The 12,798-nt window shown below is 70.1% G+C and carries 10 protein-coding genes; 5 read left to right on the forward strand and 5 right to left on the reverse strand.

The window, feature by feature from the left end; genetic code table 11:
• Window positions 1-2: 2 nt before the first annotated feature.
• The 3 genes from htpX to parE form a co-directional block, all read right to left on the reverse strand.
• Entirely contained in the window at window positions 3-884 is an 882-nt protein-coding gene (gene htpX, locus C516_RS0103450) for a protease HtpX (protein ID WP_018716971.1), read from the reverse strand.
• A gap of 179 nt (window positions 885-1,063) precedes the next feature.
• On the reverse strand, window positions 1,064-3,310 hold the full coding sequence (gene parC, locus C516_RS0103455; RefSeq protein WP_018716972.1) for a DNA topoisomerase IV subunit A: 2,247 nt from the start codon (window positions 3,308-3,310) through the stop codon (window positions 1,064-1,066).
• Window positions 3,311-3,513: 203 nt separating this feature from the next.
• Window positions 3,514-5,406 (reverse strand): DNA topoisomerase IV subunit B, encoded by a 1,893-nt coding sequence (gene parE, locus C516_RS0103460; RefSeq protein ID WP_026320906.1) that lies wholly within the window; start codon window positions 5,404-5,406, stop codon window positions 3,514-3,516.
• 143 nt (window positions 5,407-5,549) lie between these two features.
• Here parE and C516_RS0103465 point away from each other — a divergent pair, with 143 nt between their 5' ends.
• The 3 genes from C516_RS0103465 (at window position 5,550) to C516_RS0103475 (ending at window position 7,994) form a co-directional block, all read left to right on the forward strand.
• Complete coding sequence (locus C516_RS0103465) at window positions 5,550-5,834, forward strand: exodeoxyribonuclease VII small subunit (protein ID WP_018716974.1); 285 nt, start codon at window positions 5,550-5,552, stop codon at window positions 5,832-5,834.
• Window positions 5,824-6,708, forward strand: coding sequence for a (2E,6E)-farnesyl diphosphate synthase (ispA, locus tag C516_RS0103470; RefSeq protein WP_018716975.1), 885 nt, complete (start codon window positions 5,824-5,826; stop codon window positions 6,706-6,708). Before C516_RS0103465 ends, ispA begins: the two co-directional genes overlap by 11 nt.
• Before the next feature lie 122 nt (window positions 6,709-6,830).
• Window positions 6,831-7,994 (forward strand): iron-containing alcohol dehydrogenase, encoded by a 1,164-nt coding sequence (locus tag C516_RS0103475; RefSeq protein WP_018716976.1) that lies wholly within the window; start codon window positions 6,831-6,833, stop codon window positions 7,992-7,994.
• 39 nt (window positions 7,995-8,033) lie between these two features.
• Here the strand turns inward: C516_RS0103475 and C516_RS0103480 are convergent, their stop codons facing one another.
• Entirely contained in the window at window positions 8,034-8,915 is an 882-nt protein-coding gene (locus tag C516_RS0103480; RefSeq protein ID WP_026320907.1) for an AraC family transcriptional regulator, read from the reverse strand.
• Window positions 8,916-9,064: 149 nt separating this feature from the next.
• Between C516_RS0103480 and C516_RS0103485 the strand changes: the two genes are divergently transcribed.
• Both C516_RS0103485 and C516_RS0103490 read left to right on the forward strand, forming a co-directional pair.
• Window positions 9,065-9,571, forward strand: coding sequence for a class I SAM-dependent methyltransferase (locus C516_RS0103485; RefSeq protein WP_211210566.1), 507 nt, complete (start codon window positions 9,065-9,067; stop codon window positions 9,569-9,571).
• A 106-nt stretch (window positions 9,572-9,677) separates the two neighbouring features.
• Window positions 9,678-11,189: a CoA-acylating methylmalonate-semialdehyde dehydrogenase gene (locus C516_RS0103490; RefSeq protein WP_018716979.1), complete on the forward strand. Its 1,512-nt coding sequence runs from the start codon at window positions 9,678-9,680 to the stop codon at window positions 11,187-11,189.
• A gap of 154 nt (window positions 11,190-11,343) precedes the next feature.
• Here C516_RS0103490 and C516_RS0103495 read toward each other — a convergent pair whose 3' ends face one another.
• Window positions 11,344-12,783 (reverse strand): sensor domain-containing diguanylate cyclase, encoded by a 1,440-nt coding sequence (locus C516_RS0103495; protein ID WP_018716980.1) that lies wholly within the window; start codon window positions 12,781-12,783, stop codon window positions 11,344-11,346.
• Window positions 12,784-12,798 lie beyond the last annotated feature (15 nt).

The raw sequence follows: 12,798 nt of genomic DNA on the forward strand, positions 1-12,798 counted from the left end.
GCCTAGGCGGCACCGGCCTCCTGGAGCGCCCGGATGCGCACCTCGATAGGCGGATGCGACATGAACAGCCGCCGCAGCCCCGGGCCGCGACCGCCGTTGATCCCGAAAGCCTCGAGCTGATCCGGCATCTCCCCGGCATGCCCCCCCTGCAGCCGGCGTAGCGCCGCAATCATCGACTCACGTCCGGCGAGCCTCGCGCCGCCCGCGTCCGCACGGAACTCGCGCTGGCGCGAGAACCACATCACGATCATCGATGCGAGGATGCCGAACAGGATCTCCGCGGCGATCACCGCGATCCAGTAGCCCATCCCGTAGCCGCGTTCGTTGCGGAAGACCACGCGGTCCACGAACTGGCCGACGATCCGCGAGAGCACGATCACGAAGGTGTTCAGCACGCCCTGCAGCAGGGCCAGTGTCACCATGTCGCCGTTGGCCACGTGGCTGACCTCGTGGCCGAGCACCGCCGACGCCTCCTCCCGACGCATGCCGCGGAGCAGGCCCGCACTGACGGCAACCAGCGCGTCGTCACGGCGCATGCCGGTGGCGAAGGCGTTCATCTCCGCACCGTCGTAGATCCCCACCTCCGGCATGCCGATGCCGGCGGCACGGGCGTGGGTACGCACGGTGTCCACCAGCCACGCCTCGGTCTCGTTGGCCGGCTGGCTGATGACGCGTACCCCCATGAAGGTCCGCGCCATCCACTTCGAGCTCGCCAGCGAGATGAACGCCCCGCCCATCCCGAAGATGGCGGCAAGCACCAGCAGGCCACCGGTGTTGAGGACCACGCCCTGGCGGGCGAGCATCGGCTCGAGGACGTTGAGCACCGTACCCAGGAGGACGAGCACGGCCAGATTGGTCGCGAGAAAAAGCCCGATCCGCTTCATAGACGCCCACTCCCTGTCGGCATGGCGACGAAACCGAATTGCGCCTGGCCCCCTCCCGCCCGGAGGCGCCCTTTACCAGCGCGGGGCGGTCCTCCCCGCCGAAGGTTCAACGGCGCGCGGGACGAATGGCCGGATCAGGATATGGGGACACGGCGGGGCGGTTTCATCCCATCCGTCGGTCACTCGGCGGCGCCCAGCGCATCGACCCGCTGCAGCCCCCTCGGCAGCGCCTGGCCGCGCCGGCCGCGGGCACCCTCGTAGGCCACGAGGTCCCCCGGGCGCAGGGTCAGGGTGCGCTTGCCGGCGGTGACCACCAGGCCCCGCCCCTGCGGAAGCACCGCCATCGCGGCCACCCGCTCCGAACCGTCGGCGAGGCGCTCCCGCGGGATCCCGACGAGCTTGTTGCCCTTGCCCTTGGCGAGCTCCGGCAGCTCGGCGAGCGGGAAGACCAGCAGACGGCCCGCGGTGGTCGCCACCGCGAGACGGTCGCTCGCCGGGTCGTGGGCCGCCACCGGGGTCAGGACGCGCGCCCCGCCGGGTACGGTGAGCAGCGCCTTGCCCGAGCGGTTCTTGGCGAACAGGCTGGAGAGTTCGGTGACGAAGCCGTAGCCGTGGTCCGTGGCGAGCACCCAGCGCCCCTCGGGGTCGCCGGCGACCACGTGCTCGAAGTGGGCCCCGCCCTGGGGCGAGAGCCGCCCGGTGAGCGGCTCGCCCTGCCCGCGCGCAGAGGGCAGCGTATGCGCCGGCAGCGAATAGCTGCGGCCGCTGTCGTCGAGAAAGGCGACGAGCTGATTGGTTCGTCCGGGAGCGGCGTCACGGAAGCCGTCCCCGGCCTTGTACGACAGCCGCTCCGGGTCGACGTCGTGGCCCTTGGCCGCGCGTACCCAGCCCTTCTGCGAGAGGACCACGGTCACCGGCTCGCTGGGCACCAGCTCGGTCTCGGAAAGCGCCCGCGCGGAAGCGCGTTCCACCAGTGGTGAGCGGCGATCGTCGCCGTACTTGTCGGCATCCTCGCGCAACTCCTCCTGGATCAGGGCCGTCAGCCGGGCCGGCGAGTCCAGGGTCTCGCGGAGATCGTCGCGCTCGCGCTCCAGCTCCCCCTGCTCGGTGCGGATCTTCATCTCCTCCAGGCGCGCGAGGTGGCGCAGGCGCAGCTCCAGGATCGCCTCGGCCTGGCGCTCGGAGAGCCCGAAGCGCTCCATCAGCACCGGCTTGGGCTCGTCCTCCTCGCGGATGATCGCGATCACCTCGTCGATGTTGAGGTAGGCGATCAGGTAGCCCTCCAGCAGGTGCAGCCGGGACTCGACCTTGTCGAGCCGCCAGCGCAGCCGTCGGGTGACGGTGTCCCGCCGGAAGGTCAGCCACTCGGAGAGGATCTCGCGGAGGTCGCGCACCCGCGGACGGCCGTCCAGGCCGATGACATTGAGATTGACCCGGTAGGTCTTCTCCAGGTCGGTGGTCGCGAACAGGTGCTGCATCAGCTCGTCCGCGTCCACGCGGGCGGAACGCGGCGTGACCACCAGCCGGGTCGGGTTCTCGTGGTCGGATTCGTCACGCAGGTCCTCGACCATCGGCAGCTTCTTCGCCTGCATCTGTGCGGCGATCTGCTCCAGCACGCGGCTGCCGGAGACCTGGTAGGGCAGCGCGGTTATCACTACGTCGCGCCCCTCCCTCTCCCAGCGCGCACGCATGCGCAGGCCGCCGGAGCCGGTCTCGTAGATCCTGCGGATGTCCGCCGGCGGGGTGACGATCTCCGCCTCCGTGGGCATGTCCGGCCCGGGGATGTGCTTGCACAGCGCGGCCACGGAAGCGTCCGGCTCGTCCAGCAGGTGTATGCAGGCCGCCGTAATCTCGCGCAGGTTGTGGGGCGGAATGTCCGTGGCCATGCCCACGGCGATGCCGGTGCCGCCGTTGAGCAGGACGTTCGGCACCCGCGCCGGCAGCACCACCGGCTCGTCCAGGGTGCCGTCGAAGTTCGGCTGCCACTCCACCGTCCCCTGGCCCAGCTCGGCGAGCAGAAGCTGGGCGTAGGGCGCGAGCCGCGCCTCGGTGTAGCGCATGGCCGCGAACGACTTCGGGTCGTCCGCCGAGCCCCAGTTACCCTGGCCATCCACCAGCGGATAGCGATAGGAAAAGGGCTGGGCCATGAGCACCATGGCCTCGTAGCACGCGGCGTCGCCGTGAGGGTGGTACTTGCCGAGGACGTCGCCGACGGTGCGGGCCGACTTCTTGTACTTCGCCGCCGCCGACAGCCCGAGTTCGGACATGGCGTAGACGATGCGGCGCTGCACGGGCTTCATCCCGTCGCCGATGTGCGGCAGGGCCCGGTCGAGTATCACGTACATGGCGTAGTCGAGGTACGCCTTCTCGGTGAACTCGTGCAGCGGGCGGCTCTCGAAGTCGGAGTACGTCTGGATGTCGGTCATCGGCGTTCCGTCGGTGATTCAGTCGGGATGTCGCGGCAAAGCTGCCACGGCGGGTGCACTATCGCAGGCTGCGGAAAGCGGGGGAGCGAAACCCGGCCCCGGACACACTGTGAATACCTCGCTGTACGCTCGTGTGCGGCCATCCATGGCCGCACACGGTCCGGGGCCGGCCTTCCCTCCCCCATCGTGCACCGCACTCGGGGTCAAACCAGGGGCTCCGCCAGATCGCCCTTGCGCTCGAGCCATTCGCGGCGGGCCGCCGCGGCACGTTTGCCGAGCAGCATGCCCATGAGCCGGTCCGTGTCCTCCGGCGCGTCCACGGTGAGCTGCACGAGCCGCCGGGTGTCCGGCGCCATGGTGGTCTCGCGGAGCTGCATCGGATTCATCTCGCCGAGGCCCTTGAAGCGGGTGGTCGTGACCTTGCCCCGCTTGCCCTCGGCCTCGATGCGGTCGTAGATGCCCTGGCGCTCGGACTCGTCGAGCGCGTAGTGGGTCTCCTTGCCCACATCCACGCGGTAGAGCGGCGGCATCGCCATGAACACATGGCCGGCGCGCACCAGCGCCGGGAAGTGGCGCAGGAACAGCGCGCACAGGAGCGTGGCGATGTGGGCCCCGTCCGGGTCGGCGTCGGCGAGCACGCAGACCTTGCCGTAGCGCAGCCGGGAGAGGTCGTCGGAGCCCGGCTCGATGCCGAGCGCCACGGCGATGTCGTGCACCTCCTGCGAGCCCATCACCTCCGCCGGATCGACCTCCCAGGTGTTGAGGATCTTGCCGCGCAGGGGCATCACCGCCTGAAACTCGCGGTCACGGGCCTGCTTGGCGGAGCCGCCGGCCGAGTCGCCCTCCACCAGGAAGAGTTCCGTGCGTGAGGTGTCCTGGCTGGTGCAGTCGGCGAGCTTGCCCGGCAGCGCCGGCCCGCTGGTGACCTTCTTGCGGGTGACCTTGCGCGCGGCGCGCTGGCGGCGCTGGGCACTGGCGATCACCAGCTCGACGATCCCCTCCGCGGCGGCCACGTGCTGGTTGAGCCAGAGGCTGAAGGCGTCCTTGACCACGCCGGAGACGAAGGTGGCGCACTCCCGCGACGACAGCCGCTCCTTGGTCTGCCCTGAGAACTGCGGGTCCTCGAGCTTCACCGAGAGCACGAAGGCCAGCCGCTCGAAGATGTCCTCCGGGGCGATCCGCACCCCCCGCGGCAGGAGGTTGCGGAACTCACAGAACTCGCGCACCGCCTCGGTCAGGCCGCTACGCAGGCCGTTCACGTGGGTGCCGCCCTGGGCGGTGGGGATGAGGTTAACGTAGCTCTCCTGGACGACCTCGCCGTCCTCCGGCAGCCAGGCCACCGCCCATTCCACGGCCTCGCGCTCACCGTTCACCCGCCCGGTGAACGGCGACTCGGGGATGAACGGGGTGTCCTGCAGCGCGCCGCGCAGATAGTCCACGAGGCCGTCCTCGTAGTACCAGACGGTTGACTCGCCGCTCGCCTCCTCCTCCAGGCGCACGGTGAGCCCCGGGCACAGCACCGCCTTGGCACGCAGGACGTGCTTGAGCCGCGGCACGGAGAAGCGCGCCGAGTCGAAGTAGCTCGCATCAGGCCAGAAGTGCAGCTCGGTGCCGGTGTTGCGGCGGCCCACCTCGCCGACGACCTGGAGGTCCTCGACCTTCTCGCCGTGGGCGAAGGCCATGCGGTAGCGCTTGCCGTCGCGCCGGATCTCCACCTCCAGGCGCAGCGACAGCGCGTTCACCACCGAGACGCCGACACCGTGCAGGCCGCCGGAGAACTGGTAGCTCTTGGAGGAGAACTTGCCGCCGGCGTGGAGCTTGCTGAGGATCACCTCGACGCCGGGCAGTCCCTGCTGCGGGTGGGTATCCACGGGCATGCCCCGGCCGTCGTCGCGTACGGACAGCGAGCCATCACGGTAGAGGGTGACCACGATCTCCCGGGCGTGGCCGGCAATCGCCTCGTCCACACTGTTGTCGATAACCTCGGCGGCGAGGTGGTTGGGCCGGCTGGTATCGGTATACATCCCCGGCCGGCGCCGCACCGGGTCCAACCCCGTTAGCACCTCGATGGAAGCGGCATCGTATGTCGTCGCCATGCGTAATCGTGTCCCTCTCGTCGGCCCTGAGGCGTGCCGCGGCAGTGTAACGCAACGCAACACCCGGCGGTGTGTGCGTTACACTACGTCCTGTCCACCCCCTCCTGCCAAGGGGACGCACACCGCAGCAGCGCGCCGGAGCCATGACCGACGACAGCGACAACACCAACACGGCGGACGCCGACGGCCACACCCCGGATTTCGAGACCGCACTGGCGGAGCTTGAGGAGCTGGTCGCGCGCATGGAACGCGGCGACCTCAGCCTGGAAGACTCCCTGAGCGCGTTCGAGCGCGGCGTCGGCCTGACCCGGGTCTGCCAGAAGGCGCTGACCGAGGCGGAGCAGAAGGTCGAGGTACTGCTCGGCGACAGCGACGACGACAGCGCCGGCCTCGCGCCCTTCGACGAGGGGGAAGGCGATGGCGATTGAACAGCGCCTCTCCGAGTGCCGCGAGCGCGTGGAAGCGGCCCTCGAGCACGCCCTGCCCCCCGCGGGTCTGGCGCCCGCACGGCTGCACGAGGCGATGCGCTACGCCGTGCTCGGCAACGGCAAGCGCCTGCGCCCCCTGCTGGTCTACCTCGGCGGGGAGGCTCTGGACGCCCCCGCCGCCGCCCTTGATGCCGCCGCCTGCGCGGTGGAATGCATCCACTGCTACTCGCTGGTCCATGACGACCTGCCCGCCATGGACGACGACGACCTGCGCCGCGGCCGCCCCACCTGCCACCGAGCCTACGACGACGCCACCGCCATCCTGGTCGGCGACGCCCTGCAGGCCCTGGCGTTCCGGCTCGTTGCCCGGACCCCGGGGGTCGGCGCCGAGGCCCGAGTCGCCATGCTCGACACCCTGGCAACCGCTGCCGGCTCGCGGGGGCTGTGTGGCGGCCAGGCCATGGACCTCGCCGCCGTCGGCCACGCGGTCACGGAGGCCGAGCTCGAGGCGATGCACATCCACAAGACGGGGGCCCTGATCCGCGCGAGCGTGCGCCTCGGCGCCCTCTGCGGCGAGGCACCGGATGCCCCGGAGCTGGAGCAGCTCGATCACTATGCCAAGTGCATCGGCCTCGCCTTCCAGGTCCAGGACGACATCCTCGACGTGGACGGCGACGCGGACGTGCTCGGCAAGGCGAGCGGCGCCGACGCCCGCCTGGACAAGCCCACCTACCCGGCTCTGCTCGGCCTCTCGGAGGCGCGGGCCTTCGCCGCGCAGCTGCGCGACGACGCCCTCGCCAGCCTGGAGCCGCTGGGGGAACGGGCCGAGGGCCTGCGCGAGATCGCCAACTACGTGATCGAACGGGATCACTGAGGCAAGATCGTCCAGCTTTCGGACGCTTTCCTCAATCCCACGGGCACGGACGCCGGGCTAGCCTCATCGATGAGATCACGGTGCCCACAGAGGCACGCCCGTACCCAGGAGGAGGGAACGCCATGACCTACCAGATCGTGATGCCGCGGGTGATGGAGATCGGCGGCGGCGCGAGCGGCTCGCTCGCCTCGGTGCTCGAACGTCTGGGCCTGTCCCGGCCGCTGATCGTCACCGATGCGTTCATGAACACCCGCGGGCCGGTTCCCGGCCTCGTCACCCAGCTCAGGGAGGCCGGGATCACCGCCGGCGTATTCGCCGACACCGTGCCCGACCCGACCACCGCCTCCATCGACGCCGGCGTCGAGGCCCTGCGCCAGGACCGTTACGACTGTGTCATCGGCGTCGGCGGCGGCAGCCCGCTGGATTCCGCCAAGGCCATCGCCTACCTCGGCACCTTCGGCGGCACGATGCGCGACTACAAGGCGCCGCGCCAGAATGACGGGCCCGCCCTGCCGGTGATCGCCGTCCCGACGACCGCGGGCACCGGCTCGGAGGTCACGCGCTTCACCGTGATCACCGACAGCGAGAGCGGCGAGAAGATGCTCTGCGGCGGTACCGCCTTCTGCCCGACCGCGGCCCTGGTGGACTTCGAGCTCACCCTGAGCATGCCCTTCCGCCTGACCGCGGATACCGGCCTCGACACCCTCACCCACTGCATCGAGGCCTACGTCTCGCGCCGCCGCAACCCGATCTCCGACGCCCACGCCATCGCCGGCATGCGCGCGGTCGCCGACAACCTCCGCACCGCCTGCTTCGAGCCGGACAACCGTGAGGCCCGAGAGGCGATGATGCGTGCGGCGACCCAGGGCGGGATGGCCTTCTCCAACGCCTCCGTCGCCCTCGTCCACGGCATGAGCCGGCCCCTCGGCGCGTTCTTCCACGTGCCCCACGGGCTGTCCAACGCCATGCTGCTGCCGCGGATCACCGAGTACTCCGCCGAGGGCGAGGCGCTGCCGCGCTACGCGGACTGCGCCCGGGCGATGGCCGTCACCGCTCCGGACGCGGACGACGAGACCGCCGTCGCCGCCCTGCTCGATGCCCTGCGCGCGCTCAACCGCGACCTGCAGGTCCCCACCCCGGCGGACTACGGTATCGACCGGGCCGAATACGAGGGCGTCCTGGAGACCATGGCGGAGCAGGCACTGGCGTCCGGCTCGCCGGGCAACAACCCCCGCGTGCCGGACGTGCCGACCCTCAAGCAGCTCTACATGGACTGCTACGAGTAGTCCCGCGACACGACGGGCCGCCCGGCGGCCCGTCGCCCCTCAGCCGTAGCGCATCGCCCGGTAGCGCGTAGGCGAGACCCCGACCACCTTCCGGAACAGCCGCGAGAAGTAGTAGGCGTCCTCGTAACCGAGCTCGAAGGCGATCTGCTGCACGCTCCGCGTGGATATGTCGAGCAGATAGCAGGCCCGTTCCATCTTCATGTGGATGAAGTTCTGTATCGGCGGCATCCCGGTCAGGCGCTTGTACTGACGGGCGAAGGTATAGCGCGAGAGGTTCACGCTCGCCGCCAGCGTGTCCAGGTCCAGGTGGTGGTGGAGGTTCGCCTGCATCAGCGCGTGCACGTGATCGAGGTCGAAGCCGCCCGCCTGACGGGTCGCCGAGCGTGGCGAGACCACCGCCAGGTAGCTCAGCATCGCCCGCAGGTGGTTCGCCGCGTGCACGAACACCGGCGGGGAGTAGCCGCTGCGACGAACCCCCAGCAGGGTCTCGAAATCGGCGAGGAGCTTCGGCGAGCGCCCGAGCCGGGCCACCGGCCGCTCGCGCTCGAAGCCGATCGCCGCCCAGAAGTCGCCGGTGCGCGTGCCATCGAAATGCACCCAGTACAGCGTCCAGGGGTCGTCGCCGGACGCGGCGTAGGCGTGGAGGACGTCGCGGGGCAGCAGCATCACGTCCCCGGCCGCCACCGGCCACTCATGGCCGTCCACGCTGAGGGTGCCGGCCCCGTCACAGCAGTAGAGCACCAGGTGGTCAACATGGCTGTCGCGGCGCACGGCGTGGCCGGCCGCGCGGGGATAGTAGCCCATGGCGTGGGGATAGAGCTCTCGGGTGAGCGGGTTCCCCGCCAGGTGATCGCGCAGGAACGTGGGCACGAAGAAACGCACCCCCTCCGGCGGCAACGGCCAGTCAGAGGGCCCCGTCACCGCTGCCCCCCTTCCGCCACCGGGACGATTTTGCCGCGTTGTTGGTGTAGGCTTGCCGCCCGTGCCCCAAGCGAACGGATGCCGGAGCGATGAGCCGTCCCTGCGCGTTTTTCCGAGAGTTCCTCCGCCGCCCGGGCGAGGTGGCGTCCATGATCCCGAGCTCGCGCTTCCTGGAGGCGGGCCTGGTCGGGGCCGCCGACCTCGCCAGCGCAGCGACCGTGGTGGAGCTCGGGCCCGGCTCCGGCGGTACCACCACGGCCCTGCTCGCGGGCATGGCGGCGGATGCGCGGCTGCTCGCCGTCGAGATCAATCCACACCTGCATCGCCTCCTCGCCGGTATCGATGACAACCGCCTCGTCGCCCACTGCGGCAGCGCGACGGCCCTGGACCACGCCCTGCGGGAGAACGGCCTGCCGGCGCCGGACGTGGTCGTCTCCGGGATCCCCTTCTCCCGCATGCCCGCCGACGACGGCCGGGCCGTGATCGAGGCCGTCCGGGGCGCCCTCGCCCCCGGCGGGCGGTTCGTCGCCTACCAGCTCAGCGACCGCGTCGCACGGCTTGCCACCCCGGTGTTCGGCGCCCCGCGCATCGCGCGCTGGGAATGGCGCAACATCCCGCCGCTACGGCTGTACGTGTGGGACCGCCCGGCGGGTTGAACCGCCCCTGGGCAAGATCGTCCATTACCCCGTTCGTTTCGTCAATTCGCCCCTCCCGGACACGGCGCCAGACTGAACGTCCGGTTAACCGCGAGGAGGAGCGATCATGACCGAGACCACCATTCATCACTTCATCAACGGGGCGCTTCGCAGCGACGAGGGCGAGCGCCGTGCGCCGGTCTACAACCCCGCCACGGGCGAGCGTACCGCGGAGGTCGCGCTGGCAAGCGAGGCGCAGGTCCGCGAGGCCATCGACGCCGCCGAGGCAGCCCAGGCCGGTTGGGCCGCCACCCCACCGCTGCGCCGCGCACGGGTGATGTTCCGCTTCAAGCAGCTCATCGAGGAGAATCACGACCGCCTCGCCGAGTTGATCACCCGGGAGCACGGCAAGGTGTTCTCCGACGCCAAGGGCGAGGTCATCCGCGGCCTGGAGGTGGTGGAGTTCGCCTGCGGCATCCCCCACCTGCTCAAGGGCGAGCACTCCAGCAACGTCGGCACGAACGTGGACTCCTGGTCCATGCAGCAGCCGGTGGGCGTGTGCGCCGGTATCACGCCGTTCAACTTCCCGGCCATGGTCCCGATGTGGATGTTCCCGGTGGCGCTGGCCTGCGGCAATGCCTTCGTGCTCAAGCCCTCCGAGAAGGACCCGTCGGTGGCCCTGCTGCTCGCGGAGCTGCTGCGTGAGGCCGGGCTGCCGGACGGCGTGTTCAACGTCGTCAACGGCGACAAGACCGCCGTGGACACCCTGCTCACCGACGAGCGCGTGCGCGCGATCAGCTTCGTCGGCTCCACGCCCATCGCCCAGTACATCTACGAGACGGGCGCCGCCAACGGCAAGCGCGTGCAGGCCCTCGGCGGCGCCAAGAACCACATGGTGGTGATGCCCGACGCGGACCTCGACCAGGCGGTGGATGCCCTCATGGGCGCCGCCTACGGCTCCGCGGGCGAGCGCTGCATGGCGGTCTCCGTGGCCGTGCCCGTGGGCGAGGAGACCGCCGACCGGCTGGTCCAGCGACTGCGCGAGCGCACCGAGGGCCTGAAGGTCGGCAACGGCCTGGACCGCGACAACGAGCCGGACATGGGTCCGCTGGTGACCCGCGAGCACCTGGAAAAGGTGCAGGGCTACGTCGATGTGGGCGTCTCCGAGGGCGCGGAGCTGGTCGTCGACGGACGCAACCACACCGTCGCCGGCCACGAGAACGGCTTCTTCCTCGGCGGCTGCCTGTTCGACCGGGTGACCCCGGAGATGCGCATCTATCGCGAGGAGATCTTCGGCCCGGTGCTCTCGGTGGTCCGCGCCGCGGACTTCGACGAGGCCGTGGATCTGATCAACGCCCACGAGTTCGGCAACGGCACCGCGGTGTTCACCCGCGACGGCGACGCGGCCCGCACCTTCGCCCAGCGCATCCAGGTGGGCATGGTCGGCATCAACGTGCCGATCCCCGTGCCGATGGCCTTCCACAGCTTCGGCGGCTGGAAGCGCTCGCGCTTCGGCGTGCTCCACGCCCACGGCCCGGAGGCGGTGCGTTTCTACACCGAGATGAAGACGGTCACCGCGCGCTGGCCCAAGGGCGTGCGCGAGACCAACACGAACCATTTCAGCATGCCTACCATGTAACCACGTCCGGCACGCCGCCGGATCCCGGCCCGGCCGCCCTGCGCCGGGCCGGGCAGGTTGGAGGCCGCCCCCTGCCCATCGCGCGTCACGCCACCGCCGCATCCGCGAACGGGACCGTCCGGGCCAGGACCCGTCAGCGGTCCGTGCCGTCCGGTTACGCGGTTACCACACGGTTGCGGCCGTCCCGTTTGGCGGCATAGAGCGCCGCATCGACCCGCTGCATCACGGCCTCCAGCGACTCCCCGGGCGCGCACTCCGCGACCCCGATGCTCACCGTAATCCGAACGTGGGTGCCGGCCACCGGCACGGTGAGGTCCGCCAGCGCGGCACGCAGCGTCTCCGCCCGCTCGGCCGCGCCTGCCGCACTGCAGTCGCCGAGCAGAACGATGAACTCCTCACCGCCCCAACGGCAGACCGTGTCCGCCTCACGGATGTGGCGGCGCACCGTGTCCACCACGCTGCGAATGACCTGGTCCCCCGCCTGGTGGCCGTGGGTGTCGTTGATCGCCTTGAACCGGTCGATGTCCACGCTCAGCACCGACACCGCCTCGCCCCGGCGGCGTGCGCTGCGCACCACCTGGTCGAAGACCATGCCGAAGACCTGGCGGCTCGCCGCCCCGGTGAGCGGATCGGTGGTCGCCATCTCCTCGAGACGGCGCTGATAGCCGCGCACGGTGATATAACCAAGCGTGAGCACCAGCACCGTGATCGCCAGCGAGATGGCCAGATTGACCGCCAGCGTGCGCTGGATCCGCGCCTCCGCGGCCGCATTGCTCTGCTCCACGACCAGGATCCAGTCCATCTGCGGCACCAGCCGGGTGTTGACGTAGACCGTCTCGGCGGCCCCCCGGTCGAAGCGGAACGAGGTGCTGGGACTCGTCAGGATCCGGGTGGCATAGGCCCCGAGCCCCTCGCGGTCGTGGATGTTCGGGGCCACATCGAAGGCACTGCCGTGCAGGGTCACGTCGCCCTCACGGTCGATGAAATAGATGCGGCGGCCGTAACGCCGCTGGTAATTCTCGATGAGATCGGCGACGGCGTTCACCGACAGGCCCACGCCGATGGCACCAAGATAATCACCGTCGTAGTCGAGCACACGGTAGTTCACGAAGATGCTCACCCGCCCGGGATTGGCCGTATCGGCATCCACGTTGATCTCGTAGCGATCGTGCATGTTGCGGACGCGGAAGTACCAGGCGTCCTGCGGGTCTTCCGGGCGGACGGTCTTGAGCACGCCGCGGGGGTGGTAGTAACGCCGGCTGCGCTCGGAGACGAAGAACGCGGTGATGGTGTCGTACTTCTTGCGCACCTCGCTGAGGTAGCGGGTCATCCGCTGGACGTTGTGCTCGCCGCCGATGGCCCAGTCGCGCACGAAGGTGTCATGGGCCATGAACGAGGAGATCAGCACCGAACGCAGGAGATCGCGCTGGATCTCGGAGTAGATGTTGTCGCTGGTCAGCGGCAGCGTCTCCTCGGCGACACGCTCGGCCAGCGAATCATGGGCGACGTAGTAGCTGATCAGGCTGGTGGCCACCAGTCCCGTCGCCACCAGCAGCGCGAGTGCCACCGCGAAGTAGATCTTTCTGCGCCGCATCCGGCCCGTTCCCCC

The sequence above is a fragment of the Arhodomonas aquaeolei DSM 8974 genome, assembly GCF_000374645.1.
In the GTDB taxonomy this organism is placed as follows: domain Bacteria; phylum Pseudomonadota; class Gammaproteobacteria; order Nitrococcales; family Nitrococcaceae; genus Arhodomonas; species Arhodomonas aquaeolei.